The following is a 25,902-nucleotide window of genomic DNA, read 5'->3' as shown; positions in this document are numbered from 1 at the left end:
TCAATCGAATACAAGACCCTCGCTCCTAGAACGTCATCCTGAACCCTGCGCCAAAGGCGTGTTCACGGGCACTCTCCGACACAGACGGCTGGTAATCGGCATAAAGGCTCCAGCCATCCTCATCGGCAAGGGAAAAGCCGAGATTGCCGCGCAGAGTATTGCGGTCGGTCTCGCTGCCCGACACGGTAAAGGCAGACGTGCCGGCAAAGGCAAGCGTGGTGCTGCTGGTGGTCGGGCCGATATGGCGGTCCCAGCCCAGACGAAATTGCGGGATCAGGGTCTTGTCATCCCCGACATTGATCATCCCGGCAAGGCGCAGTCCCAGACCGGCAGTACCGGTCAGTGCGCTGTCAGCTTCGCGTGACAGGTTGGCAGACCCGGCCCCGCTTTCATCAAAGCTGTCATAATGGTTCCACAGAATCCCGACCATGCCATAGGGTTCGATCCGCCAGTTGCGTACAAGGTCAAATCCCTTTGCCAGTTCGATATCGGCATTGAACGCATTGTCGGTGTAATCGGCAGTTGCCGTGCGGTTAATCCCGCCGAAATCAAGATTGCGGCGGCTGCCGGTAACGATCCGGGTCCATCCCGCCTGACCGGAGACGCGCCAGTCATTGCCAAGATCATGATCCCCATAGATCCCGAACATATAGTTCCCGGTATCAATCGTGGCATCGCGACTGCTTTGGCGGCTTTTGCCATCGGCATAGCCGAAATAAGCCCCGACCTGTGTGTGTTCGGACAGGGTGGTATCATAACCGCCGATCATGCCCGTCCATTTGTAATCGGTGTCATCAATATTGTCATCGCCGTCAATGCGCCCGATGCCACCAATCGCCTGAAACCAGATCGCCGAACCGGCCTGAAACAGGATATCATTGCCAAGGGCCAGCATCGGCGCGTCGCTGTCATCAGGGCCGTGATCACTTGCCATCGGCCCGACAGACGCAAACCCCGCCATGGCGGCGGGGGACAGGGTGCTGCTTGCTACCAGTGTCCCCGCACCGGATCCGCCGCTGCGAAGTGCGGCCAAACGTCCGCCGATCTGCCCTGCTGCCTGACCGTTTATCTGGGTGTTGACAGCCGTGCTGCTGGCATGAACATCGCCAGAAAGCTGCTGATATGCCTTTTGTGCGTCGCCTGTCGACAAGCCCAAAATGGCATTTCGGATGGTCTCGCCGCCCGTGCCAGGCAAAGAATTCAGGATAACAGCCACCGCCGACTGGTTGCCTGATGCCGCATGATCCTCAAAGGACGTATAGTTACGCGTTAGCCGGAGCGTCACATCATTGCCATCGCCCCCGGTGGTGCTACTGGTGATGTCATAGAAGGCCAGTTTATTGTCAATATCAGCGAAATCGCCGGTGACCGCATCGGCCCCGTCATTATTTATGATGACATAATCGTAAGTGTAACTGCCTCTGAAAGCTGTGTCGGAAACATGGGTAACGCGCAGCTTACTGCCGGTAATGTCGACCGTGCCATTGACAATGACCTGATCGGCATTACCCGCACTATCGACCTCGATCAGCAGGATCGCGTTACTCGACAGCGTGTAATTGCCCGAAACTGTCTGTGTGCCAATCGAATTACCCGGCGCGTGGATTCCGCCCGGTGCAATGGTTGTTCGCCCCACGCTGCCAGTACCGGCAAGGGTGGCATCAGACTCGACATGCACGCTCGAACCGGCAATCGATCCATTCACCGCCAGCTTCCCCGCCGAAACGGTGGTCGCGCCGGTATAGGTATGTGTACCGGTCAGGGTCAGGGTACCGGCACCGTATTTGTTCATTATGCCGCTGCCTGACATCACTCCGTTATAACTCCCGTCCGCCGACTGGTTGAAATTGACGGTGTGACGGTTGTCAACATTGCCCTGTAAAGAGGCCGTATCGCCGATCAGGCGACCATTAAAAACGGTCCAGTCCTGATTACCGGTGCCTGTCAGGGTCCAGCTTGACCCGTCAGTCTTGGTGAAGGTTTCAAAGCCTTGATATTGCCCCCCGACCTGACTGATATCAAAGCTGGCATCGCTGTCACCGCCAAGTGTGAATGTGTCGCTTGTGCCATTGGCCCGGACAGCACCGGTGATGGTGCTGCCAGCATGCAGTTCGAGGGTATTGGTACCCCCGTCAAAGGTAATGGCGTTGCCATCTGAACCGGCCGTTCCCGCATAACCCCCCGATCCAGCAGCCGCACCTGTGCCGCCAGCTATCGTTCCGGCATTGATGATGATCAGGTCCGTTCCAGAGACCCCTGTCCCACCACTGCCACCATTCCCTGCTCTCCAGTCAGCACTATTACCGCCATTGCCACCATTGCCGCCAGAAATGGTGCCAAAATTCTGTATGGTAATCCCGGTACCGCGGATCCCGTTCCCACCATTGCCGCCATACCCGCCATTCGGTGTGGTATCCGACGTCGATGCCCCACCGCCTGCCCCGCCGCTGCCACCCGAAACAGTTACCCCGGCAACGAAGCTGAGGTTACCACCATCCGATGCGATGCCAACCCCGCCGCCGCCACCGCCACCGGCCCAGCCGTCGTTGCTGGAACCGCCGTTCCCGCCAGAACCGCCAGTAACATCAGCCCCCGAATTGAAAACAAGTGCCGCACCATCCGATACGATGCCCGCCCCACCGCCGCCGCCGCCGCCACCTGCGGCGTAGTAACCCGACTCAACAGCTCCAGCCTTGCTCCCACCGTTACCGCCCGAACCACCGGTGGTGGAAGATGACAACGTTTGGCTGTCCGTTGACCCGTAAAAAGCACCGTCTCCCCCGCCACCGCCGCCACCACCGGATGCAAATTCGTTGCCGTTTTGCCCGTCAGCACCATTATTGCCGATGTTACCCCCATTTCCGCCCGAACGGGAACCCAAACCCATGTTTCCTGCGGTTGCCCCCCCAGGGACATTTCCACCACCACCGCCGCCGCCCGCGCTGGCGCCATACCTATCCTCACCAAACCCGGAGGCACCATCATTCCCCGGCGTTCCCCCACTGACACCGAGATCACCTCCGTAAGATCCGCCCGATGCGCCATTGCTATTGGTGGCCGTGCCATCGGCACCGCGACCACCCGAGCCCGGATGGGAATACCCGTTCCCGCCATTTCCACCATTGCCGCCCGCCAGTGTCGGGGTGGTGCATGTCAGTAGAATGGAACAGGCTGACACGCCGACCATAAGTCCGGCTTTGCAAACCCGCTTTCCGTGAACACGGACATCCCGCGATAAATATCCCTTGATCATTCGCTTTCCCAAATGGCACAGACTTTTGTCCGTCAGGATACACAAACCCTCTGCATCCGTTTTGATCCAGCGTCCCAAATCATTGGTCCCAGCGTACCCGACGGCATTCTCTCCCGACCGGATCACCGTTGATACCGCCCCTATCCTTGCCCGCGCTTTTCCTCACTGCGCCGAATTCTGAATGAACACCCTGACGCGAAACGATCTTTGGAAGGCTCGTGATATTCCGGACCGTCGAGAACGGATCGAGCACATCCACCCTGTTACCGCTTAAGGACAGCAATTTCGTAAGGGTCAGAACCTGACACGAACACAGGCCCGCCATCGACGCCGATCACCTGCCCGGTGATCCAGTCATTTGCCGGGTCAAGCAGATGGATGACGGATCGGGCGATGTCGTTTGGCACACCGCGCCGTCCAAGCGGGATCATCTCGATTTCCTGCTGTTTCACCGCGGCCTCTTGCTCGGGTGACCGCAACATGCGTTCGCGCAGGAACGCGGTCTCAGCCGGACCCGGTGCGATTGCTATGACTTTTCCGGTGGCTGGCGCATGCGTGTTGCCCTCGCGGCGCCCCTGTTCCTGCGTCCTGACCTGCTCCGGTTAAGGGCACAAAAAAACGCCCAGTCATGGTTACAAGACTGGGCGTTTGGGGTTGGCTTTTTGTGTTACTTCAGGGCACTGGCGAGATCACCACTCTTGGATTTTCTGATCCGCTTGTTCTGGTACATTTTTTCATCTGCCAGTCCCAGCAGCGCGACCGTTTCCTTGCAATCTGTCGGGAAAATCGCGATCCCGACACTTGCACCAACGGTAATGCTCAGCGCATCAATCTCGATCGGGCGCTGGATCGATGCTGCAATTTTCTGGGCGACCCATTCGGCTTCTTCGCGCCCGTTCACGTCATCGGCAATCACCGCGAACTCATCCCCGCCAAGACGTGCGACCGTATCGCCCTGACGGATTGTATTCTTGATCCGCTCGCCAACCTTGCGCAGGACCTGATCGCCGATTTCATGGCCATAACGATCATTGACCGGCTTGAAGCCATCAAGATCGATATAGAGAAGCCCGACCGAATGCCCTTCATTCTCGGAATGACCGCACGAGACTTCAAGACGGTCCTCGAACAAAAGCCGGTTCGGAAGCCCGGTCAGCGCGTCATGATTGGCCTGACGCCACAATTCCTGGGCATTTTCCATATGGCGCGAGATATCAAGTCCCATCTCGACAAAATTGACATCCGATGTTGTGGGATCGGTAATCGCGCTGACCACCACATTTGAATAGAAGAAATCCCCGCCCTTGCGACGGTTGCGCACTTCGCCTTCCCAGATGCCATTGGCGCGCGCCGACATCAGGATATCGTCAAGCGCTTCGGCATTTTCGCGCTGGGCACGCAGGAAGGAAAGCGGCTTGCCGACCGCCTCGTTGGGCAAATAACCCGTCATTGCCGTAAAGCCCGGATTGACCTTAAGAATGATGCCATTCTCATCGGCGACGACCACACTGTTCTTTGACGCACGCAGCACCTGTTCGGACAGGCGGGCATCGAAGCTGGCAATAATCTGGTTCTGGCGGGTCCAGGCATAGGCGGCACTGCCCACCGCAATCAGCAAAAGAAAGGCTGCTGAAACGATGATCAGTGTGTCGCGCTCGGGCGAAAGAAGCTGGTTTAACGTATCGGTGGGCAGCCGGGCACCGACATAAAGGTTCAAACGGCTGCTTTTTTCGTCGTCACTGCCAAAAATAACCGCCAGCGAACGCAGGGAATTGCGTGCCAGAAACAGGTCGGAAACATCAAGACGCTGGACCGAATAAAATCCGCTATCAACCCGGAAACTTTGCAGGCCAAGCTGCATGTTCTCCCACGCCTTCGGATAACGGTCGCCGATGCTTGATGGTTTGCCGGTCAGTTCCTCGGACCAGTTTTCCCCCTCCTCGCCGCCAAGCATCCAGCCACCATCATCATCAAGGACAAAGGGCTCTGCGCCATCAAGGCGCAAGGCATCGACGACCTCGTTAAAGATCGGAGCCGCACGCAGGTTCAGAACCATGACACCGTGGCGCTCGCCAAACTTGTCAAACACCGGTGCAGACAACCGGACCACAGGCTTGATCGGTTTTTCGATCTGTCCGAATTCCTCGTTCAGATCAACGCCCGAAATATAGATTGTCCCGCGCGGTGCATTTCTTGCCATCCGGAAATAGGAGCGGTTGCTTTTATCCTGAAGCTCACGCACCGGCACGGAAAACGGGATGCCGCTGCCATAATTGACGCGCACAACTTCAATACCGTCATTATCAAGCAGGCGGATCTGGTCATAGAGACCGCGGCGCAGGGAAAAAACCGCAAACTCGTCCGCAAGTTCCGTCAGGTTTGATGTGCCCGCAACAACCGCGTCAATCTGCTTGCTTTCAGACAGGATCAAAAGATCGGAAATAACAATTTCAATACGTTCCCGCAGGACCGAGATCGACTTTTCAAGGGCATAGCGCTGGTCATCGGCAATGGCCTTTTCCCGGACAGAGCTTCCCTCCCATGCCAGAAATCCGACAATGCTCAGAAAGACGGCGGACAGCGGTGCGAAACACACCATAAATGACTTCACATGGCCCAGTTTGATCATCGCCTTCCTGCTTCTGTCAGTCGCACATTGCGCAAGCCGCCAAAGCCTGCCCTCACCCAAGGCACCCTATTCTCAAGTATGACACCTGCAAATAATACCCGAAGAACAGACTTTCGCACACAAATTGTCCCGCCCCGTGAAATGTTCTTTTGGTTGAACATCTAATATAAGCAACCCTACATTACAATGGTTCCAGATTATTCCCGCCAGAAGGACCATCATGCGACCGACATTCCTGACATGATCCTGTCAGGAGCGCCCTGCTAGCTTCCGGGTGACAAACTTTTACGAACCCCGATGCAAGGCGTGCCATGACCTATGTTGAAAATCTCTGGTTATTTTTTGTTCTGCTTTCGGGCATCATTATCGTGCCCGGAATGGATATGTTTTTTGTCATCGCCAATGCCCTGACCGGCGGGCGGCGTGCCGGTCTTTCGGCAACGGTCGGTATCATGCTTGGCGGGGTGTATCACACCCTGCTTGGCGCAATCGGCATCAGCGCCCTTCTGGCCATTGCTCCCTGGCTTTTGAATGTGATGCTGTTTGCCGGGGCGGCCTATATGGTCTGGATCGGGGTTACCCTGATCCGAAGTGCGATCACCGTTGGCGCAATCCGGGCGGCAAAACCATCATCACTGTGGATCGCCTTTCGTCAGGGCATGATCACCTGCATGCTCAACCCCAAGGCCTATCTGTTTATCTTTGCTGTCTATCCGCAATTCATCCGCCCGCAATATGGCCCGCTTTGGTCACAGGCGCTGGTGATGGGGATCATGACGGCTGCGGTTCAGCTTGCCGTCTATGGCGCGCTTGCCCTTGCTGCCGGAACCAGCCGCAATCTGATCACGGGCAACCCGGTCGCCACCATCTTTATCGGGCGGGCGGCAGGATTGCTGTTTATCGGGGTTGCCCTTCTGACCGCATGGCACGGCATGGTCACACTTGATTGATGACTCTACGTTGAGGGTTACGAGTTGCGGATTGAGGCCAAGCTCGATCCCCGACAATCAGGAACCCGAAATGAAAATCGCCCGCGGACCGGAAGGCACGCGGGCGATTAACTTAAATTGAATAATCAGGCTGATTATTCAGAAATTTTAAAGACCGGAAGAACCGAACCTTCGTATTTGGTTTCGATGAACTCGCGGATTTTGTCATCGTGATAGGCCTCAACCAGCGTCTTGACCCAGGCCGCATCCTTGTCCTGGGTGCGGGTGACGATCACGTTGGCATAGGGGCTGTCATTGCCTTCAATCGCAATTGAATCCTTGATCGGGTTCAGACCGGCTTCAAGCGCATAGTTGGTGTTGATTGCCGAGGCATCAAGATCAGCCAGCGAACGCGGCAGCTGTGCAGCATCAAGCTCGACAAAGCTGATGTTTTTCGGGTTTTCGATGATATCAAGCGGGCTGACAACCAGACCGGCTGCCGGATCAACCTTGATCAGGCCCTGTGCCTGCAGCACCAGAAGCGCACGACCACCATTGGTCGGATCGTTCGGAATGCCGATTTCCGCACCGTCTTTAAGCTCGTCGAGGCTTTTGATCTTGTCGGAATAGATGCCCATTGGGGTCAGGATGTTGTAACCGACAACTGCCAGATCATAACCACGATCCTTGATCTGGTTATCAAGATACGGCTTGTGCTGGAAGCTGTTGGCCTGCAGATCGCCATCATCAAGCGCCTGGTTCGGAATGACATAATCCGAGAAGCTGACGATTTCGATATCAAGACCCTTGGTCGCCGCAACCTTGACGACTTCTTCCATGACCTCTTCATGCGCACCCGGGGTGACGCCGATTTTGATTTTTTCGTTGGCAAGTGCCTGACCGGTCAGGGCCGATGCCAGAACGGCCGCAGCCGTCAGTTTAAGCAGAAACCGCATTGTAAAACTCCTTGTTTTAGCTGGTTCTTTGCGGGAATTTCAAAATATGAGGATTGCTCATATATTACGTTTATCAGCCTTGCGCGCCATCCAGTCGCCAGAGCTTTGAACAGCCTGCACCACAACAATCAGGGTGATCACAACGGCCGCCATCACGTCGGGGCGGAACCGCTGATAGCCATAGCGAATACCAAGATCACCCAGCCCACCGGCACCAACCGCACCGACCATGGCCGAATAGCCGATCAGGGTCACCGCGGTCAGGGTCAGGCCATGAATGATGCCGGGCAATGCCTCGGGCAGCAGAACCTTGGTCACGACCTGAACCGGGCGTGCGCCCATGGCTTGGGCGGCTTCGATCAGGCCGCTATCGACTTCACGAATGGCCCCTTCGATGATGCGCGCAATGAACGGGATCGCCGCCACGGTCAGCGGCACAATCGCCGCGGACGTACCAATTGACGTTCCGACAATCAGGCGGGTGAACGGAATGATCGCCACGGCCAGAATGATAAAGGGAACCGAACGGGTCGCATTGACAATCGGGCCAAAGATACGCTGGAACCAAAGCGCTTCAAACAGTTCGCCACGTCCGGATGTGGCCAGAAGCACACCAAGCGGCAGGCCCATCGAGGTGCCCAGCGTCAAAGCAGCAGCAACCATGTAAAGGGTTTCCCCGGTCGCCTGAAGCAAGATCGGTGCGAGTGTCGAAAACATGAATTAACCCTCCTGCCCGTTAGATTGGTTGCTGGACTGGTTGCTGGACTGGTTACTGGACTGGCCGGCGCGGAATTCGACGAATTCATCGGCCAGAAGCGATTTGGTGGTGTCGTGAACCGGATTGGCGAAAATGCCGTCAACCAGCCCTTCTTCGACAATCACACCACCATCCATGACTGCAACACGATCACACAGCGCCTTGACCACCGCCATTTCATGGGTGATCACCACCATGGTCAGACCAAGACGTTTATTGATGTCTTTAAGCAGATTAAGGATCTGGCGGGTGGTTTCCGGATCAAGGGCCGAGGTCACCTCGTCACACAAAAGAACCTTGGGGCTCGATGACAGGGCGCGCGCAATACCGACACGCTGTTTCTGACCACCGGACAATTCCGCCGGATAGCGATCGCGCTTTTCTTCCAGTCCGACCAGCGGCAAAAGCGGATTTACCGCCTCGGCGATTTCGGCCTTGCTGGCACCGGCCAGTTCAAGCGGAAGCGCGATATTGTCATAGACCGTGCGCGACGACAGCAGATTGAAATGCTGAAACACCATGCCAAGCTGGCGACGGAACAACGGAAGATCACGCTTGGAAAGCTTGGTCACGTCCGTACCATCCACAACCACGGAGCCCGAGGTCGGCGTTTCAAGCAGATTGATACAACGGATCAGGGTAGATTTACCGGCACCGGAACGGCCAATGACACCAACAATCTCGCCTGCTGCAATATCAAGATCGATACCGCGCAGCGCTGTATGTTCTTCACTGCCACGCCGGGCAGCATAAGTCTTCTGGACGTTCGAGAGCCTGATCATGGACCCCAACCTTTCCGTAGATACAAAAAAACCGCCGCGGCTTAACCGAGGCGGTCGTACATACGGAGCATATACGCCCTCTCGCTTTAGCCGCATTTTTATCGCGCCCGCAAGCTGAGGAGCAAATCGGCGCGTTCGATTGCTCTTGTGTACCTGACTGGACGCCGTTCATCAATGGCAATGATCATGCATTTTACGCATAGCTTTCATGAAGTTGAAATATACAACACAAATATTTTGTTCAAAAGACCCCACCAGTCGGCATTCACAAACCCGCTGCTGTCCCGTCTAGGGATGGTCAATATCAAAGCGGGATTGGACAGATGGCCTATGCCGACCGGATCAATGACCTTGCCAGAACACTGGCCCAGTACCCGACCGTCGTGACGGTCACGGGCAACAAGGTGGATGTCCGTACCAAGACACAGCTTTCCACCCTGTCATCGGAAACGGCGACGCTTGAAAAGCTAGCCGCCGAAGGCGATGTGGCGATTGCCAGTGGCAAATGCCCGGATGCCGCAAATCTTGCATCCCGACTGTCCTCCGGTGCCGGTCAGATATCGGCGACCCTGTCGGCCTTTCGCGCGCAGGACGCCGAACGCCTGAAATCCATGAGCATCTTTAGCAAACAGAAATTCGATGCCAGTGCCGCAACACGCTATCAGGCCGAGAAACGCTTTGCTGATGAAATTGCAAAACTTCTGACCCAAGAGTCCCAGGCGGTTGGTACCCTGCAAGGTGGCAGCGGCATCAAACCCGATCCCAAGCCACAACCTCAGCCTCAGCCGCAACCAACACCGGTCCCGACGCCAGTTCCGACACCAGTTCCGACCCCAACGCCAACTCCGACGCCAGCACCGGCCCCCTCGCCCGTGCCCTCCTTGCAGGATGTCGTCGCATCCCTGCCCGGATACTTGCAGATCACCATTCCCGACGCGGTCGCGGGCTACGACGCCGACAGTCTGGCGAACGCCAGCAAAGCCGCCGGGGATGCCGCGATCAAGCTTGGCGCGAAAACCCCCGACGGGATCACTGATTATGCGACGGCGCAATTCACAGGTGGTCCGGACGTCTTCAGCCAGCCTTGGGCCAGCGCGATCCTGAAAGATACCGGTCTTGGCACCATTGATGACCGGATTGCGGTTTTAAACAACGCACTTCAGGCACGGCAACTGATTGCCGATGCGTTGCACGAACCCCCATCCCACGAACCTAGCAGCCGCTGAGGACGCCATGGCAAATTACACCGTCCAGCTGACCGCCCCCGCCGGAGTTTACCCGTTTAACACAGTACGTGTTTCACTTACTTGCGTGGGCCAGCCACAACAAATCCAGAATGTCGTCCTTACGCCGAATGTCGCGGTTTCGCGTGTATTTAACATCGCAAACGGCACATGGGATCTTGAGATTTCCGGTGCCGGTTTCGTGCCTGTCAACGAACAGAACATTGTTGTGAATGGCGATGCCGTCAATGCGAAGAATCTCGATGTTGTCTGGTATACGCTTCATACTGATCGCAATCGCGATGGCAATCTGGATGATGCCGGTCTCCTTAATCAGGTAACACCGGGGGCAATCACCTATGGCACCGCCGGCGTGGGCGCGATCATTCCGGTCAACTGCAATCGTGACGGCAACAATACCGCTGCTGGATACACAGATAATCAGGATCAGCGGGTCAATGGCAACAATGACCTTGTCACCGGCACATCCCGCCTTGAAATCCGGCGAAATGCCCTTGGCCCGAATGCAGGTGCCCCGGCTATTCCGGTGGGCTGGAGCTTGCTGTTAAGCGTGATCGGAACTCTTGGCGAAAACCCTGCCCAACAGCATTTGCGGATTTTCGACGGCATCCTGAATAACAGCGCCGAAATCATTGGCCCCGAAACGACCCACAGCGTCCCGATCACCACCGTCACTGTCGGTGCGTCCAAACTCTATGCAGTTGAAGCCGTCCGGTTTGCGGGCACCGGATTTACATCCGGGCAAATCCGCATCGCCCTGAACGTGATCCAGCAGGAAGTCACAGGGAATGGCAATCCCACCTATCTCTTTGCAGACCGGGTTGTCGTTGCGCGCTGGATCGGCAATCATCATCGTCAAACTGTTTCGCAGATTTATGTTGTCGATGCCAATAATGCCAACTTTCAAGCGGCCCTTGGCGTTCCCGTCGCCAACGAAAACCCGCCCTATGCCCTGACATTGGCCACACCGGGCACGTCCGCACTCACACACGTTCCCTATCTGAACGGCAATGCCTGGCAGAATTTCATTGCTGCGGGAAGAATCGCGAGGCCCGGCATCAGCAGGGATCGCTGGATGCGCGATACCATTGTCTCAGGTCACAGTGTCTGGCCAGGAAACGGAGCAGGTGTTCAAAGCAAGGACACCTTCATGAAAGCTCATCGCTGGCGGTCATTACAGAACTGGATTTACCAAACGCTGATCAGCCAGAATGTAGGGCTGTATTACCCTGCGGCCGGGAGTGCTGATGGCATTAATGATGGCAATTCCGGGGGTAATATTGCCGTTACGCCCCCCGTGCAGAAAACGGTGAACGGCGCGACAACCTATTACCGATATGGACGGATCTATTTCGGCAACAATGTCCAGAGCACCGTGGATCAAAGCAGCAGAGACTTCTTTGATGCGCAGAACATGCAGCCGCCAATCACACTGAACACTGACTGGTTGGCGGTTGGTCATGTGGACGAGATGATGACATTCGTTCCGGACGACAACCCGGCCAATGCCTTCAAGAAATGGAAACTGCTGATCGCAAGTCCGGCAACGGCCTATGGCATTCTGCGCAATAACCGCAATGCACATGGCAACGCGCCACTTATTGCGCGCCCACCACATTCGCCGGGCAATGCGACCCCAAACTTTGCAGGGCTTAGCATCGGCAACGCCATAGATGCGACCGGCACAATCACCGACTTCCTGGGCAACGGGCAGGCCCCAACAAGCTGGCAGGATATCAATACCGGAAACCTGCAAAACTACACATACAAACAACTCAGAGACTGGAATATCTATGGTATTGAAAATCTGATCAATCAGAACATCCGTCGATTAAAGGCAGCGTTCGATCTGACGGACAATGATATCATCAAGGTGCCCGTAATCTTCATTCCCGTGCATCAGATCAATGGTAACTTCACAATTTCTGACAAGATCAGCTTCTGGACAATTGGCGCAGATAACGGCTTCAATATTTATCCTAGTCGAGAATGCGGTTTCCGCAGTGGCGCCATGACCGGGGATATGGTCAATATGTTCGTCGGGAACGACAAACTCATGATTCCCAAGCCTTTTGGTCCCTGGATTGTCGACAACACGATGCCCAATAACGGTCATGATCTGTTTGAGGACGATATCAGACAGAAGATCGCGGCAATTCAGAACGGTCCGGAATGCGTCTTTATTGATGATTGGGACGACTACCATGTCGCGCATGGCGAGATTCACTGCGGCACAAATGAACTTCGCGCCCCCTATGACGGCCAGACGGCCTTTGGCAATGCGCGCTATGCAAACTGGTGGACGGCGGTCGATGCCTGATATCATCGCACATGAAAAGGGAGTTTCCCGATGAGTGCACAAAGTGACTATCAACAGGCCCTCAAAGATATTTCCAGTCTTGCCAGCTCGATGGAAGACCGCATTTCAAATCGCCCCGCCCCTTACACGGTTGATCAGATTTTCCGTCGATATAGTGGCACGATTGCGGCCCCGATGATTGACGACCTCAAGGCCGGGGTGTGGAAAAAATGGGAAAACTGGCAGCTTGGCGGGGCGATATCCTATCTGGGAAGTTATGGTACGTCAGCCGCTGTCGCGCCGTTGCGCGAGATCGAACAAAACTATCCGGTTACAGATATTCAGAAACAGGCAAAGGAACTTGCCGATTTGTTGGCGACACTTGATGTTGCAGTATCGGAGGCCAAGCAAATCCCGCAGGTTCAGGATGCTATCAAAAGCGGTGATGCCGATCAGATGGCGCGGAGCATGCTGTTGGGACTTGCACAAATTGATCCCGACTGGCCTGTACGTGCATCCGAAATTCAGTCAAAGCTGTTTGACCTGGCATCCGACAGTTTCCCGGCAATCAATGAAATGGCTGCGGGAAAACTGACCGAGCAAGACGTAACAAAGGCACTGGTGGAAATCCTGTTTGCCGAATTCCTTCCGGGCCCTGGCACCACACAACCCAAACCTTAGCGGCAAGGGTCCCATGAATGCACATTCTATCGCTGGGTAAAAAGCAGCTTTAAAAAACTGCGCAGCAGCATGACCTGATCGGCGAGTTTGCGGGGCTCGTTGAGTGCCTTTGACATGACAATCCCGCCTTCGAGCACGGTTGAAATCATGTCGGCGACCTGTTCGAGGTCGACCGGCTCGGTCGTCTGGTACTGGCCTGCGATATCGTCAAGGATCGCGCGGAAACGGGTGCGCCAGGCCAGAACGGCGTGACGGTTGAGATCACGGACTTCCTTGTCAAACAGCCGTTCCTGATAGCAATAGACCGCAACGATGCAGCCCGGATGACCGTTGGGCAGATCTTCGAGCACCTCGGCCAGCATTTTAAGCGCTGCCAGCAATTGATGCAGCGGATCGTCGACCAGTTCGCGGGCGCGATCAAACACCTGATCGAGGATTTCGTCATCCTGTTCGATATAGCGTTGCAAAAGTGCGCGGGCGAGTTCGTTCTTATCGGAGAAATGATAGAAAAACCCGCTTTTTGTCAGTCCGGCTTCGGCAATGATTTCCTCGATCGAGGTCGCTCCGAAGCCCTTTTCCAGAACTGCCTGTGATGCGATTTCCAGAATGCGTTCGCGCGTGCGTTCGCCCTTGCGTTTCGGGCCACCGAACGTGTCGGTGATTGTCAGTTTTTCCATCTCACCCCCCGCTTACCCTACCGCCGGTACAGTTTTTCGTCGTCAAAGGCCGCCATGGCCGCGCCGAAAAACACCGGATAAATCATAAGCATCTGTTTTGAATATATTTTTGAAAATCTGAAAAACCTGACCGTGTGCCTACTAGAAGCAAAACTCAATCAGGGCGAGATTTCCGATCCGCGATTACATACCCCCGCGGTAGAAATTTTGAAACCCAAAACTGAAATTTGGACCCATGAGCACAGGCAATCTGCACCTTCCGCCGCACGGAAAGGCAAAATTCATCACCGATGGCGGTCTTGAGACCACCCTGATCTTTCATGACGGGATCGACCTGCCGCATTTTGCATCCTTTGACCTTCTGAAAACGGATGCGGGCTGCGCGCGTATCACCGCCTATTACGAACGTTATCTTGATCTGGCCAAGCAGGCCCAAGCCGGATTTATCCTTGAAAGCCCGACATGGCGCGCCAATCGCGACTGGGGGGCCAGGATCGGCTATGACGAGGATGACCTGGCCGATATCAACCGCAAGGCCATTGGCCTGATGGCGGAGCTTCGCGATCGTTATCATTCTGATGCAACACCGTGCCTGATCAGTGGCAATATCGGACCGCGTGGCGATGGGTATGTGCTATCGGACCGGATGACGATCAATCAGGCGCGCGCCTATCACGCCCCGCAGATTGTGACTTTTGCCAAGGCGGGGGTCGACATGGTTTCAGTCGTCACCATCAACTATCCAGAGGAAGCCATCGGCATCGCCCTTGCGTGCCGGGATGTTGATATTCCTTGCGTCATTTCGTTCACTGTTGAAACCGATGGCAACCTTCCCAGCGGCGAGACGATCCGTGATGCGATTGCCATGGTTGATACCGAAACCGGGACCTATCCGGCCTATTACATGATCAACTGTGCCCACCCGGATCATTTCCGCGACCGATTGCACGAAAACGGCAACTGGAAAACGCGCATTTGTGGTCTGCGGGCCAATGCATCGCGCCAAAGCCACGCCGAACTTGATGCCAGCACGCATCTTGATGATGGCGATCCGGAAGAACTGGGCCAGCTTTATCACGATCTGGCTGATCTGCTGCCAAATCTGGCGGTGATTGGCGGCTGTTGCGGCACAGACCATCGCCATGTTGCGGCCATGACCAAACATGCCCTGCCGCGCCTTTTGGCCACGGGCGCATAAGAACCAAACACGAAAACCCAAAAAGAACAGGATACGAGCAATGATTGCAGACCCCGTACTGGAACGGGCGGCACATAATGGTGCCGCCCGTCCGCGCCACCCGCGCCATCCGCACCCGGTCACGAGCTTTGTCAGGGCGACAAAATCGGATGCCGATGCGATGGCCCAGCTGATCAATATCGCCGGTGAAGGTTTGCCGGTCTATTTGTGGCAAGACATGGCAGAAGGCAGCGAGACGGCCTTTGATGTCGGTCGCAGACGAGCACAACGTGAAGAAGGCGGTTTTTCATATCGCAACACCACCCTTGCGGTCCATCATGGTGAAACCGTTGCGGCACTTGTCGATTATGCCCAGCCCGATCAGCCAGAGCCCTTTGACCCGGCGGTTATCCCGGCGATATTCGTACCAATCCTTGAACTTGAAAATCTTGCACCGGGCAGCTGGTACATCAATGTTCTTGCCGTCTTTCCGCCCCACCGCGATCAGGGGATTGGATCGGCATTGCTTGCACGGGCAGAAGCCAATGCCCGACATGCCGGTAAAAAGACCGTCAGCCTGATTGCATCGGATGGCAATCCCGACGCAATTCGCCTTTACCAACGCCAAGGCTTTGTGGCCTGTGCCCAATGCCCGATGGTCAAGGAGGGTTGGGAAAATCGTGGTCAGAACTGGGTGTTATTGATCAAGGAAATCTGAAAAGAACCGTGAAACAACAAAGGCCGGAAGCGATCAGCTTTCGGCCTTTTTCTCCCACGCACCTTGCGGGGATTGCTGCCAGTAGGACAGCTTGTGACCGGCGTCTTTCCAGTCTTTCCAGCGCGTGCGGGCCTCGGCCACCGCATCATGGTCGCGATCATCAAACAGCATGATGACGCGTTCGTAATCCGCGACCTTGTCGCTCATCGCACGGTCGGTCAGAAACAGGAATTGTGCGCCATTGGGGTTTTCATCCTCGGATGTCAGCCAGACGGGCTGCATTTCCGGATCACCATCAGCGGCAGAACCATGGGGCAACCAGCTTGCCGGATCATAGGTCCAGAGAAGCGTGTTGATCGCATCAATGCGCTGATCATTACCGGTCATCACCACAGCACGTTTTTCCCGCTCCAGCGTTTTGGAGAGCAGGGTGGGAAGTGCGCGTTCCAGCGGCAAGCTGGTGAGATGATAGAACCAGATGTCAGCCATACAGCGTTTCTAGCCCGAACATGAAAACGGGGCAAGGTGATCCACACCCTGCCCCGCAAATTACGGCCGATGAAAACCGAAATCAGTTTTCGTAGTTGTCGGCAACAAAGCGATCAAGCAGACGCACGCCAAAGCCCGTACCGCCTTTTGGCACGACTTCCTTATCGGCGGTCGACCATGCCATGGCCGCGATATCAAGATGCGCCCAGGGGCGATCCTTGGTGATAAAGCGTTTGAGGAACTGGGCCGCGGTGATCGAACCGGCCGGACGACCGCCAACGTTTTTCATATCGGCAATGTCGGATTTAAGCTGCTTGTCATAGGCAGGCGACAGCGGCAAGCGCCAGACACCTTCGTCAACCGCAAGACCGGCTGTTGAAATCTGGGCAGCCAGATCGTCATTATTGGAAAACAGACCGGCATTTTCATGACCAAGGGCAATGATGACCGCACCGGTCAGGGTTGCCAGATCAACGATCAGACGTGGATCGTATTTTTCCTGCACATAAGTCAGGGCATCACACAGAACCAGACGGCCTTCGGCATCGGTATTGATGACTTCAATCGTCTGGCCCGACATCGAGGTCACAACGTCACCCGGACGTTGGGCTGTCGAAGACGGCATGTTTTCAACAAGGCCAAGAACTGCAACCACGTTGCATTTCGCCTTGCGGCCCGCCAGTGCCTTCATCAGACCGGAAACAACACCGGCACCGCCCATGTCCCATTTCATGTCTTCCATGCCAGCGGCCGGTTTGATCGAAATACCGCCGGTGTCAAAGGTCACGCCCTTGCCGACAAAGGCAATCGGGGCGTCTTTTTTCTTGCCACCATTCCAGCGCATGACAACCATGGCCGGTTTCTTGGCCGAGCCCATGGCAACGCCCAGAAGCGCGCCCATGCCGAGCTTTTTCATTTCCTTTTCATCAAGGACGTCAATCTCGACACCGAGCTTTTCAAGCGCCATGACTTCCTTGGTGAAGGTTTCCGGATACAGGACATTGGCCGGTTCGGAGACAAGATCACGGGTGAAGAACACACCTTCGACGACCTTTTTGGCGGTATCGAACTGTTTCTTGGCTTCCTTGTGATCGCGGGTCGCGACATCAAGGGATTTCAGAACCGGCTTGTCTTCCTTGGTTTCGGTGGTGCGGTATTTATCAAAACGATAGTCGCGCAGCATCGCACCGGTTGCGAAATCACAGGCAAGGTTTTCCATATCAAACAGGACAGAGACCTCTTTCTCGCCGGTTGACAGCGCGCGTACGGTCACAGAACCGCCAAGCTTCTGGGCGGCGATCACGTCAAATTCGGCTTCCTTGCCAATCCCGAAAATGATCACGCGCGACAGATCAACATTGGCCGGCGCCAGAACCTGAAGGCTTTGCCCTGCCTTGCCCTTGAAGGTCGAGGATTTGATCGCCCTGGTGATCGATCCACCGGTTGCTTCGTCCAGTGCGACGGCACTTGGCATCAGATCGGCACCCTCGGTCGCAAAGGCAATAACGGCACCGCTGGACGGAATGGCGAGATCGGAAAACGTGATCTTCATGGTGAACAGGACTCCTGTCATGTTTCGGGGCGCACAGCTTGAACACTGTGTCTGAACAATACTGCCCCTAATCTAGCGCGATAAATGCGCTTGAAAAGGCTTATCATCGAAAAAACTCCGGGATTTCACTTAACAGCAATGTGTTAGCGTTGCGAATTGGCTTCGATCCAAATTGCCCAATATCAAGTCCGGATGGTCAAAACCCGCTATGATGGCCCATTCCCCTATGCAGGAGCCCCGTCATGTGCGCCAAGCCGGCACCGATTACCATTACCGAGCCGCCAAAATCTCCCCATCCATTCTGGAGTGGTGCATTCCGCCCGCTTTTCCTGCTTGCCGGTCTTTTGGCGATTGTGGCTGTGGTCTGGTGGGTTGCGGGATTTGCCCACGGAATTGTCGTGCCAAGCCTTGGCACGCCGTCATACTGGCATGCCCATGAAATGATATTCGGTTTTGGCGGGGCGGCGATTGGCGGGTTTCTGTTAACGGCAATTGCCAACTGGACCGGACGACCGGCCATTGCCGGGCCGATGTTAATGGGCCTTACATCAACGTGGCTTTTGGGGCGGATTTCAGTCGGTTTTGCCGACAGCCTGCCACCGGTTCTGGTGATCCTTGGCGATCTTGCCTATTTCGCCTTTCTGATTGCGCTGGGCGCACGCGAACTGATTGCGGCGCGCAATTTCAAGAATATGCGGGTTCTGGCCGTGATTGGCGTCATCGCGCTGTTTGACGGGCTGTTTATTGCATCCTGCCTGAATGTCATCGCCCTTGATCCGGCCATTCTTTATCAAACCGCGATCCTGACGATCATTTTGCTGATCAGCCTCATTGGCGGGCGGGTGATCCCGGCCTTTACGCGCAACTGGATGCAGCGCGAACAGATCAATGCGCCGATGCCCGCCATGTTTGGCCGGTTTGACATGGCCTGTATGGCCAGCATTGTTGTCGCCATCCTGAGTACGATTACCGCACTTGGCACGCCATTGTCTGGCGGTGTGCTTCTGGTTGCAGCCGTGCTGCATGCCGTGCGCCTGATCCGCTGGCGCGGGATTTACAGCTGGCGCGAGCCGATTGTTGCCATGCTTCATCTTGGCTATTTCTGGGTGCCGGTGGGGCTTGCTCTTTTGGGGGCATCACATATCTGGCCCGATACGATTGGCAGTCGCGATGCGCTGCATGCGCTGACCGGCGGGGCGATGGCCTGTATGATCATTGCGATTTCCGGGCGGGCGGCCCTTGGCCATACCGGGCGCGAATTGCGCGCAAGCGGGATGCTTAATGCTGCCTTTGGCCTGATCTGGCTTTCAACCGCCTTTCGGATCATCGCCGGGCAAAGCAATGAACACTATGTCACGATCCTTGCGATTGCGACCCTGATGTGGCTGGGCGGCTGGCTGGCATTTCTGATTGGCTATGGCCCGGTTCTGTTGGGCCCGTCGCAAAAGAAAACACGCGGCATTCCGGTGCGCTAGGTCCTTCGTGCTCTAGAAATCAAACAGCGAAAGCGACGGGTTGGATTTGATATATTCGACATCGTCGTTTTCGACATCTCCGGTGCTGTGCCAGCCATGCATTTCGTAAAAGCCATGGGCACGGTTTTTCGGATCTGCACCGGTGGTGAGCGAAATGTCATTACATCCTTGGGCAAACAGCCATTCCTCGGCCGTGCGCAGCAAGGCCGCACCGACACCGCGCCCTTCAAAATCGGGATCGACAAACAGCGCCCAAAGGGTGGCTTCACTCGGGATGGCGATGGCAAAGCCCGCCGCCGATCCGTCCAGATCGGCAAGCCAGATGCCATATCCCTGTTCCAGCCATTTACCAAAGGCCGCCTTGGTGATGCCGCGTTCGGCCAGTTCGGAGGCGGAAAGGTGGTTTTCACGCACGCGGCTTCGAATGGCAAAAATTGCCCCGACATCGCCCAAACGGGCTTTGCGAATTTTCATCCCGGCCACTGCGTGTGCTTTCTTTCCTACCGCGTCAAACTGTGCGGCAATTTAGCGATATGACGCGAGAGTGCCAGCGAAATCGTCAGGTGTTAAGTAATGCCTCCACCGCCGTCATCCCCGCGAAGGCGGGGATCCAGTCGGGCACCACCATGACCTCAGAGCGATGGATTCCGGGTCTGCGCTTTGCTCCGCCCGGAATGACGGCGTGGGCCGGATTGTCAGACCAGCGGTTTATTTACCGAGATAATCCGCATCCGTCACGGGCTCCAACCAATCGACTGGCGAGCCATTGAGTTTTTCCTGAATGGCAATATGGGTCATGGCAGTTTCGGGACCGGCCCCGTGCCAGTGTTTTTCGCCCGGTTCGAACCAGACGATATCGCCCGGACGGATTTCCTCGACCGGGCCGCCTTCGCGCTGAGCACGCCCCACCCCGGCGGTGACAATAATCGTCTGGCCCAGCGGATGGGTGTGCCATGTGGTGCGTGCGCCCGGCTCAAAGGTCACATTGGCTGCGGCAACCCGTGCCGGGTCGGCGGCACTGATGATCGGATCGATCCGCACCCGTCCGGTGAAATATTCCGGTGACCCGATGGTTGAGGCTTGCGATCCGGCGCGTTTGATATCCATGACGTCCCTGCCTTCCTGTAATTATGTTTTTGAAATCAGTTTCACCGGCTGGCGCTTTGGCCCCCATGTTCCGGGGTTTGCCTGAAACACCCCGCCACAATGAGTGCCGCAATTCTTGCAGGCCCCATGGGCATCAAGGTTCCAGTCCGATAGCTGATACCAGTCCCGCCCGATCAGGATACCGCCACAGCCATGGCAATAGGTGCTTGATCCCGCCTTGTCATGGACATTGCCGACATAGGCATAGCGAATGCCGTTTTTGATCGCGATGTCCCGCGCCCGCATCAGGGTCGCGGGCGGTGTTGGCGGCGTATCCATCATTTTCCAGTCCGGGTGAAAGGCACTGAAATGCATCGGCACATCCGGACCAAGTTCGGACTGCACCCAGCCGGTCATTTCATCAAATTCCCCGTCCCCGTCATTCTCGCCGGGAATGACCAGATTGGTCAGTTCAAACCACACCCCGGTTTCGTGTTTGAGGTATCTAAGCGTTTCAAGCACATCCTCAAGATGGGCCGAACAAAGCTGATGATAAAAGCGGTCGGTGAAGCCTTTTAAATCCACATTGGCCGCATCCATATGGCGGAAAAATTCCTCGCGCGCGGCCTCCCCGATATAGCCCGCCGTAACCGCCACCGTGCGCAATCCCAACTCACGACAGGCCTGTGCCACATCCACCGCATATTCAAGGAAAATCACCGGATCGTTATAGGTAAAGGCCACCGAGGAACAGCCATGCGCCTTGGCGGTCTGGGCGATCATTTCCGGTGTGGCCAGCGATGAAAGCTTGTCCATCTGGCGCGCCTTGGAAATCTCGTAATTCTGGCAGAACTTGCAGGTCAGATTACAGCCCGCTGTGCCAAATGACAGGACCGGCGTTCCGGGCAGGAAATGATTGAGCGGCTTTTTCTCGATCGGATCAATGCAAAAGCCCGATGACCGCCCCCAGGTGGTCAGAACCATCTGATCGCCTTCGCGAGCCCGGACAAAACAAAGCCCCCGCTGCCCGTCATTGAGCTTGCAAAAGCGCGGGCAGACATCGCACTGAATGCGCCCATCATCCAGATGGTGCCAGTAACGGGCGGGGACCGTATCGACCTGCGGGGTGGTCATATTCATGGCGCGGGCTTTCTTTTGGCAAAGCTTCCTCTTTGAAAATCTAGTCCTGATCGCTATCTTTTTCAAAGGAAGTCATGCGATTGGAACATGAATGAGCATTATCCGCCCCCCTGCCGTTGCCGGAACCTTCTATCCTGCTGATGCTGATATCCTGCGCAGCGAGATTGACGGGTTGATTGATGCTGCCTTGCATGCCGATGTCACGCAAAACAAAGCCATCCCCAAGGCAATCATTGTTCCCCATGCCGGTTTGATGTTTTCAGGAAGCCTTGCCGCCCTTGGCTTTGCCACGGTGCGCGCCCTTAAGGGGCAGATAAAGCGCATCCTGATCATTGGCCCGGCGCACCGCATGGCATTTCAGGGCATTGCATTGGCCAAGGCCGATGGATTTGCAACCCCACTTGGCTCCATGCGCTGTGACCTTCCGGCACTTCAAGCTGCGTTAGCCCTGCCGCAGGTTCAAATTCTTGATGATGCGCACAGGCTTGAACACGGGCTTGAGATCGAGTTGCCATTTATTCAGCGCCTGTTTGGCGAAACGGCCGATATCGGCATTGTGCCGCTTCTGGTCAGTCGATGCAGCCCGCGTCAGGTCAGTGAGGTCATTGAAAAGCTGTGGGGTGGTCCGGAAACCCTGATTGTCATTTCATCAGACCTGTCGCACTTCCATGATTATGACACCGCCAAACGCATGGATGCCAATACCCGCAAAATGATCGAGAATTTCGATGCGGAAAATATCGGAAGTGATGACGCCTGTGGCGCGCTTCCGGTGGCGGGCATGTTGCTGTCGGCACGAAGCCGCAATATGCGGATCGAAACATTGGGCATGCGTAATTCCGGTGATGTCACCGGCGACAAGTCGCGTGTGGTCGGCTATGGCGCATGGGCGCTTTATCAAAGTGACGAGTTGCCCGATACGAGACCGGACGCCACAGAAGACAATTTCGCCAAGGCGACCGAGGATTTGATCAAGGCTTATGGCCCGGCCATGCTTGATCTGTGCCGCAAATCAATCCTGCACGGGCTTGATACCGGTGCGCCATTGCATGTCTCCACCAGCGAAGTCCCCCCGACCCTTGCCGCACCGGGGGCCTGCTTTGTGACGCTTAAAAAATCCGGGCAATTGCGCGGTTGCATCGGATCAATCATTGCGCACGCCGATCTTGCCACCGATCTTTGTGAGAACGCGTTCAAGGCCGCATTCCGCGATCCGCGCTTTGCCGGGCTTTCACGTGATGAAATCAGTGATGATCTTGAACTGTCGATCTCGGTCCTGTCGCCGCCCCATCCGTTCCCGTTTAAAGACGAGGCTGATCTGATTGCCAGACTGACGCCGTTTGAAGACGGCATCATCCTGTCGGATGGCAACCGGCGGGGCTTGTTCCTGCCACAGGTTTGGGATCAGTTGCCCGATCCCAAGGATTTTGTAGCTCACCTGAAACGCAAGGCCGGATTGCCGATGGATTACTGGTCGGGCAGCCTGCAAGCCCAGCGGTTCATCACCCGTGGCGTTTCAAGCATCAGCGTCTCAGCCAACGGGTTCTGGCAGGCCCGTTGATAGCTGTTCTGTTCTGATCGAAAACCGGACCTTTGATTTGCCCAATGCCCCCTGCCGTTCATAGAACCGGATGGCGTCATTGTTCCAATCAGGTGTTTGCCATTCCATCCAGCCAAGCTTATTTGCATTGGCATATTGCGCCGCAGCTGCCATCAACAAGCGCCCGGTACCACGACCACGACAGGCAGCGGTCAGGTAAAGGCAATCCATATGCAGATATTCACATGCATTCCATGTTGAGAATTCGGCACTGGCCGACAAATAACCAACGATTGCGTCGCCGCAAAGCGCAACGAAAACAATCGCACGCGGCGCGTCACCAAAAATGAATGTCGGGAGGCGATCCGATAGCATTTCGCGATCAAGACGCGCCTTTTCAAACGATACATGATCGGACACTAGCGAAATCAGCGCATTCAGATCACCCGGCTGCACGCGCCGGATAAGGATCGGTTCACTCATGGGTACCGCCTGCATTTCATGGCATCGAAGATACCCCACCGATGTCGCGACCGGTGGGGAAATGATCCTTATTCCTTGCCGGTCACAAGCGTAAAACCTTCGTCCAGCCAGCCGGTGATTCCGCCAATCATAAGCTTGACCGGAAGCCCCAGCGCCGAAAGCCGGCAGGCGGCCTTGTTTGCACCGTTGCAGTGCGGGCCCGCACAGTAAACGACAAAAGTTTTGCCGGTCGGATATTCCGCCATTCGGCGTTCCGTCATTTTGCCATGCGGCAGGTTCAATGCGCCTTCGATATGGCCTTCTTCATAAAGGGCTGACGAACGCACATCGAGAAGGATGAAATCGTCCGCCCCCGATTGCAGGGACGCATGCGTATCCCAACAATCGGTTTCAAATGCCAGCAGCGCATCAAAATGCGCACGGGCAATATGCGATGGGGCTGGCGGGACTTCGTTGATCAGGCTGGTCATGTTCGATGCTCCGTTAAATTGATGAGCCGGATTTTAGACCTTGCCAGCTTTTGCAACAGTGACCAAAATGACATTGTTCAGTAATTTTGCGCCAAAGTAATCACAGATGACACAAAGCCCCCAACATCCAGACAATCCCGCCCCGGATGACCGCCATCATGTTGTGGTTCTGGCCTATGACGGGCTTTGCACATTCGAGTTCGGCATCGCGTTGGAGGCATTTGCCCTGCCCCGTCCGGAATTTGACTTTCCCTGGTATCGCTGTTCCATTGCCGGGATTGATCCGCATATCCGGGCAATGGGCGGATTTTCAGTCGCGGTCGATGCCGGGATCGAGCTTCTGGAGAAGGCCGACACCATCATCATTCCCGGTTGGCGCGGTGCGGATGCGATACCCGACCCGGTTCTGATTTCAGCCATTCAAAGGGCACATGCCCGCGGTTGCAGGATCGTGACGATCTGTTCGGGCGTTTTTGTTCTGGCCCATGCCGGGATATTGCAAAACGGACGCGCGACGACGCATTGGCGCTATGTCGATAAATTCCGGGCGATGTTCGCCGATACTGAAATTGTCGATGATGTGCTGTATGTCGATCATGATCGTATTGTCACGTCGGCAGGCAGCAGTGCGGGTATTGATGCCTGCCTGCATGTCATCCGATCAGATCACGGCGCACAGGTCGCCAATACGGTGGCAAGACGCCTTGTCATGCCACCCCACCGCGATGGCGGCCAGGCACAATACATCGAAGCCCCGATACAGGAACGCCCGGGAAAATCGATTGCCGTTGTGCTGGACTGGGCACGCGAAAACCTTGCAGAGCCGATTGAAATCGGCGACCTTGCCCGTCAATCGGGATTGAGCCAGCGAACGTTCCTGCGCCGTTTTCGCGACGGCACCGGGCTGTCACCGCTTAAATGGCTTCGTCGTGAACGCATTAACCGGTCAATGAAGCTGCTGGAGGAAACCGACCTCGCGCTGGTCGATATTGCCGAACAGTGCGGGTTCCAATCGCTTGAAACATTCAGGATTGCCTTTCGCGATATTACCGGAACCCCGCCTGCCAGCTATCGCAACCGGTTCAAGCTTCGCCAATCAGCCTAGATGCAAAATCCAATCATCGCCCCATCCAGACAAGGGATAAAAGTCATCACCGTGCGAGATCAGCAAACCGATACCCGATATCAGGATTTCATCACTGCCGTTGGTGAATGGGAAGGTGTCTGGGGGCTTTATCATAACGGATGGCTTCTGCATCGATGTGATGAGAGCAAACTGTTTTGCCCGCTTTTCGCCACCCGCGATGCCGCGCAACGCTGGGGGGCCAGCATTCGGACCAACCATGTTGCCGGTGCGATCACACTGGTTGATGTGATTGAGCATCTGATACCTGACTGGCAGTCCCAAAACATCATGGCGGGCATTTGCCCGACACCGGCACTGGGGCCGGTTTTGATCTGGCCCGATAAATTGAGTGCCGATTTGCTTGGCGCACTTAAGGCCGCGATGACGGTTCAGTTCGGCAGGAAATCCTGAAACCGGAATTATTTGCATGTGCAGGCTG

23 protein-coding genes and 1 pseudogene are annotated in these 25,902 nt (G+C 55.8%); 10 read left to right on the top strand and 14 right to left on the bottom strand.

Translation table 11 applies throughout. The features are described 5' to 3' along the window. Positions 1–25: 25 nt before the first annotated feature. The 3 genes from WA318_RS07630 to WA318_RS07620 all read right to left on the bottom strand — a co-directional run bounded on the left by WA318_RS07630 (position 26) and on the right by WA318_RS07620 (position 5,882). Positions 26–3,253: an autotransporter family protein gene (locus tag WA318_RS07630; RefSeq protein ID WP_336080478.1), complete on the bottom strand. Its 3,228-nt coding sequence runs from the start codon at positions 3,251–3,253 to the stop codon at positions 26–28. Positions 3,254–3,516: 263 nt separating this feature from the next. Further along, the gene (locus tag WA318_RS07625; RefSeq protein WP_336081470.1) at positions 3,517–3,747 is read right to left on the bottom strand and encodes an SDR family oxidoreductase; all 231 of its coding nucleotides are present in this window, start codon (positions 3,745–3,747) and stop codon (positions 3,517–3,519) included. Positions 3,748–3,920: 173 nt separating this feature from the next. Beyond that, positions 3,921–5,882, bottom strand: coding sequence for a diguanylate cyclase domain-containing protein (locus WA318_RS07620; RefSeq protein WP_336080477.1), 1,962 nt, complete (start codon positions 5,880–5,882; stop codon positions 3,921–3,923). Positions 5,883–6,193: 311 nt separating this feature from the next. Between WA318_RS07620 and WA318_RS07615 the strand changes: the two genes are divergently transcribed. Then, positions 6,194–6,832 (top strand): LysE family translocator, encoded by a 639-nt coding sequence (locus WA318_RS07615; protein ID WP_114098815.1) that lies wholly within the window; start codon positions 6,194–6,196, stop codon positions 6,830–6,832. Between the two features lie 134 nt (positions 6,833–6,966). Here the strand turns inward: WA318_RS07615 and WA318_RS07610 are convergent, their stop codons facing one another. The 3 genes and pseudogenes from WA318_RS07610 to WA318_RS07600 all read right to left on the bottom strand — a co-directional run. After that, on the bottom strand, positions 6,967–7,767 hold the full coding sequence (locus WA318_RS07610; RefSeq protein ID WP_114098816.1) for a MetQ/NlpA family ABC transporter substrate-binding protein: 801 nt from the start codon (positions 7,765–7,767) through the stop codon (positions 6,967–6,969). Between the two features lie 57 nt (positions 7,768–7,824). Further along, entirely contained in the window at positions 7,825–8,484 is a 660-nt protein-coding gene (locus tag WA318_RS07605; RefSeq protein ID WP_114098817.1) for a methionine ABC transporter permease, read from the bottom strand. A 93-nt stretch (positions 8,485–8,577) separates the two neighbouring features. Beyond that, positions 8,578–9,306, bottom strand: a pseudogene (locus tag WA318_RS07600) (methionine ABC transporter ATP-binding protein); the annotation flags it as partial. 323 nt (positions 9,307–9,629) lie between these two features. Here WA318_RS07600 and WA318_RS07595 point away from each other — a divergent pair. Genes WA318_RS07595 through WA318_RS07585 form a run of 3 tightly spaced genes read left to right on the top strand, consistent with a single transcriptional unit; the run spans position 9,630 to position 13,530 of the window. Then, positions 9,630–10,532, top strand: coding sequence for a hypothetical protein (locus WA318_RS07595; protein ID WP_336080476.1), 903 nt, complete (start codon positions 9,630–9,632; stop codon positions 10,530–10,532). A gap of 7 nt (positions 10,533–10,539) precedes the next feature. Then, entirely contained in the window at positions 10,540–12,870 is a 2,331-nt protein-coding gene (locus WA318_RS07590) for a protein-arginine deiminase family protein (RefSeq protein ID WP_336080475.1), read from the top strand. A gap of 30 nt (positions 12,871–12,900) precedes the next feature. After that, the gene (locus WA318_RS07585) at positions 12,901–13,530 is read left to right on the top strand and encodes a hypothetical protein (RefSeq protein WP_336080474.1); all 630 of its coding nucleotides are present in this window, start codon (positions 12,901–12,903) and stop codon (positions 13,528–13,530) included. A 26-nt stretch (positions 13,531–13,556) separates the two neighbouring features. Here WA318_RS07585 and WA318_RS07580 read toward each other — a convergent pair whose 3' ends face one another. After that, complete coding sequence (locus WA318_RS07580; RefSeq protein ID WP_336080473.1) at positions 13,557–14,207, bottom strand: TetR/AcrR family transcriptional regulator; 651 nt, start codon at positions 14,205–14,207, stop codon at positions 13,557–13,559. 235 nt (positions 14,208–14,442) lie between these two features. Between WA318_RS07580 and WA318_RS07575 the strand changes: the two genes are divergently transcribed. Both WA318_RS07575 and WA318_RS07570 read left to right on the top strand, forming a co-directional pair. Further along, positions 14,443–15,405, top strand: a complete 963-nt coding sequence (locus WA318_RS07575) for a homocysteine S-methyltransferase family protein (RefSeq protein WP_336080472.1) — start codon at positions 14,443–14,445, stop codon at positions 15,403–15,405. Positions 15,406–15,445: 40 nt separating this feature from the next. Continuing rightward, on the top strand, positions 15,446–16,102 hold the full coding sequence (locus WA318_RS07570) for a GNAT family N-acetyltransferase (protein WP_336080471.1): 657 nt from the start codon (positions 15,446–15,448) through the stop codon (positions 16,100–16,102). A 33-nt stretch (positions 16,103–16,135) separates the two neighbouring features. Here the strand turns inward: WA318_RS07570 and WA318_RS07565 are convergent, their stop codons facing one another. Together WA318_RS07565 and WA318_RS07560 are read right to left on the bottom strand one after the other, a co-directional pair. Then, complete coding sequence (locus WA318_RS07565; protein WP_336080470.1) at positions 16,136–16,591, bottom strand: DNA polymerase III subunit chi; 456 nt, start codon at positions 16,589–16,591, stop codon at positions 16,136–16,138. A gap of 82 nt (positions 16,592–16,673) precedes the next feature. Then, positions 16,674–18,143: a leucyl aminopeptidase gene (locus WA318_RS07560; protein ID WP_114098885.1), complete on the bottom strand. Its 1,470-nt coding sequence runs from the start codon at positions 18,141–18,143 to the stop codon at positions 16,674–16,676. A 242-nt stretch (positions 18,144–18,385) separates the two neighbouring features. Here WA318_RS07560 and WA318_RS07555 point away from each other — a divergent pair, with 242 nt between their 5' ends. Then, complete coding sequence (locus WA318_RS07555; protein ID WP_336080469.1) at positions 18,386–19,618, top strand: NnrS family protein; 1,233 nt, start codon at positions 18,386–18,388, stop codon at positions 19,616–19,618. 12 nt (positions 19,619–19,630) lie between these two features. Here the strand turns inward: WA318_RS07555 and WA318_RS07550 are convergent, their stop codons facing one another. The 3 genes from WA318_RS07550 to amrS form a co-directional block, all read right to left on the bottom strand. Next, positions 19,631–20,092, bottom strand: a complete 462-nt coding sequence (locus tag WA318_RS07550) for a GNAT family N-acetyltransferase (protein ID WP_336080468.1) — start codon at positions 20,090–20,092, stop codon at positions 19,631–19,633. A gap of 234 nt (positions 20,093–20,326) precedes the next feature. Beyond that, positions 20,327–20,725 (bottom strand): (R)-mandelonitrile lyase, encoded by a 399-nt coding sequence (locus tag WA318_RS07545; RefSeq protein WP_336080467.1) that lies wholly within the window; start codon positions 20,723–20,725, stop codon positions 20,327–20,329. A gap of 21 nt (positions 20,726–20,746) precedes the next feature. Next, positions 20,747–21,844: an AmmeMemoRadiSam system radical SAM enzyme gene (amrS, locus tag WA318_RS07540; RefSeq protein WP_336080466.1), complete on the bottom strand. Its 1,098-nt coding sequence runs from the start codon at positions 21,842–21,844 to the stop codon at positions 20,747–20,749. Between the two features lie 91 nt (positions 21,845–21,935). On the opposite strand from amrS, the gene amrB reads away from it, so the two are divergent. Further along, a complete protein-coding gene (gene amrB / locus WA318_RS07535) occupies positions 21,936–23,405 on the top strand; it encodes an AmmeMemoRadiSam system protein B (protein WP_336080465.1) in 1,470 nt (489 codons plus the stop codon). On the opposite strand, the gene WA318_RS07530 is transcribed toward amrB, so the two are convergent. Beyond that, a complete protein-coding gene (locus WA318_RS07530; RefSeq protein ID WP_336080464.1) occupies positions 23,376–23,867 on the bottom strand; it encodes a GNAT family N-acetyltransferase in 492 nt (163 codons plus the stop codon). The genes amrB and WA318_RS07530 overlap by 30 nt on opposite strands. Positions 23,868–23,935: 68 nt before the next feature. Then, positions 23,936–24,337, bottom strand: coding sequence for a rhodanese-like domain-containing protein (locus WA318_RS07525; protein ID WP_336080463.1), 402 nt, complete (start codon positions 24,335–24,337; stop codon positions 23,936–23,938). A 106-nt stretch (positions 24,338–24,443) separates the two neighbouring features. Between WA318_RS07525 and ftrA the strand changes: the two genes are divergently transcribed. Together ftrA and WA318_RS07515 are read left to right on the top strand one after the other, a co-directional pair. Beyond that, on the top strand, positions 24,444–25,442 hold the full coding sequence (ftrA, locus tag WA318_RS07520; protein ID WP_336080462.1) for a transcriptional regulator FtrA: 999 nt from the start codon (positions 24,444–24,446) through the stop codon (positions 25,440–25,442). A 51-nt stretch (positions 25,443–25,493) separates the two neighbouring features. Then, the gene (locus WA318_RS07515; protein WP_336080461.1) at positions 25,494–25,874 is read left to right on the top strand and encodes a DUF2750 domain-containing protein; all 381 of its coding nucleotides are present in this window, start codon (positions 25,494–25,496) and stop codon (positions 25,872–25,874) included. The last annotated feature ends 28 nt before the right edge of the window (positions 25,875–25,902 follow it).

It is taken from the genome of Thalassospira sp. CH_XMU1448-2 (genome assembly GCF_037027285.1).
GTDB lineage: Bacteria > Pseudomonadota > Alphaproteobacteria > Rhodospirillales > Thalassospiraceae > Thalassospira > Thalassospira profundimaris_C.
This window is presented reverse-complemented; position numbering and strand designations above follow the sequence as displayed.

Excerpts from the sequence above, each read along its gene's own strand:
- WA318_RS07605 (WP_114098817.1), bottom strand. The coding sequence starts at position 8,484 with ATGTTTTCGACACTCGCACCGATCTTGCTTCAGGCGACCGGGGAAACC.
- WA318_RS07620 (WP_336080477.1), bottom strand. The coding sequence starts at position 5,882 with ATGATCAAACTGGGCCATGTGAAGTCATTTATGGTGTGTTTCGCACCG.
- ftrA (WP_336080462.1), top strand. The coding sequence starts at position 24,444 with ATGACACAAAGCCCCCAACATCCAGACAATCCCGCCCCGGATGACCGC.
- WA318_RS07545 (WP_336080467.1), bottom strand. The coding sequence starts at position 20,725 with ATGGATATCAAACGCGCCGGATCGCAAGCCTCAACCATCGGGTCACCG.
- WA318_RS07615 (WP_114098815.1), top strand. The coding sequence starts at position 6,194 with ATGACCTATGTTGAAAATCTCTGGTTATTTTTTGTTCTGCTTTCGGGC.
- WA318_RS07630 (WP_336080478.1), bottom strand. The coding sequence starts at position 3,253 with ATGATCAAGGGATATTTATCGCGGGATGTCCGTGTTCACGGAAAGCGG.
- WA318_RS07580 (WP_336080473.1), bottom strand. The coding sequence starts at position 14,207 with ATGGAAAAACTGACAATCACCGACACGTTCGGTGGCCCGAAACGCAAG.
- WA318_RS07570 (WP_336080471.1), top strand. The coding sequence starts at position 15,446 with ATGATTGCAGACCCCGTACTGGAACGGGCGGCACATAATGGTGCCGCC.
- WA318_RS07525 (WP_336080463.1), bottom strand. The coding sequence starts at position 24,337 with ATGACCAGCCTGATCAACGAAGTCCCGCCAGCCCCATCGCATATTGCC.
- WA318_RS07560 (WP_114098885.1), bottom strand. The coding sequence starts at position 18,143 with ATGAAGATCACGTTTTCCGATCTCGCCATTCCGTCCAGCGGTGCCGTT.
- WA318_RS07550 (WP_336080468.1), bottom strand. The coding sequence starts at position 20,092 with ATGAAAATTCGCAAAGCCCGTTTGGGCGATGTCGGGGCAATTTTTGCC.
- amrB (WP_336080465.1), top strand. The coding sequence starts at position 21,936 with ATGAGCATTATCCGCCCCCCTGCCGTTGCCGGAACCTTCTATCCTGCT.
- WA318_RS07590 (WP_336080475.1), top strand. The coding sequence starts at position 10,540 with ATGGCAAATTACACCGTCCAGCTGACCGCCCCCGCCGGAGTTTACCCG.
- WA318_RS07530 (WP_336080464.1), bottom strand. The coding sequence starts at position 23,867 with ATGAGTGAACCGATCCTTATCCGGCGCGTGCAGCCGGGTGATCTGAAT.
- WA318_RS07565 (WP_336080470.1), bottom strand. The coding sequence starts at position 16,591 with ATGGCTGACATCTGGTTCTATCATCTCACCAGCTTGCCGCTGGAACGC.
- WA318_RS07595 (WP_336080476.1), top strand. The coding sequence starts at position 9,630 with ATGGCCTATGCCGACCGGATCAATGACCTTGCCAGAACACTGGCCCAG.
- amrS (WP_336080466.1), bottom strand. The coding sequence starts at position 21,844 with ATGAATATGACCACCCCGCAGGTCGATACGGTCCCCGCCCGTTACTGG.
- WA318_RS07555 (WP_336080469.1), top strand. The coding sequence starts at position 18,386 with ATGTGCGCCAAGCCGGCACCGATTACCATTACCGAGCCGCCAAAATCT.
- WA318_RS07585 (WP_336080474.1), top strand. The coding sequence starts at position 12,901 with ATGAGTGCACAAAGTGACTATCAACAGGCCCTCAAAGATATTTCCAGT.
- WA318_RS07610 (WP_114098816.1), bottom strand. The coding sequence starts at position 7,767 with ATGCGGTTTCTGCTTAAACTGACGGCTGCGGCCGTTCTGGCATCGGCC.
- WA318_RS07575 (WP_336080472.1), top strand. The coding sequence starts at position 14,443 with ATGAGCACAGGCAATCTGCACCTTCCGCCGCACGGAAAGGCAAAATTC.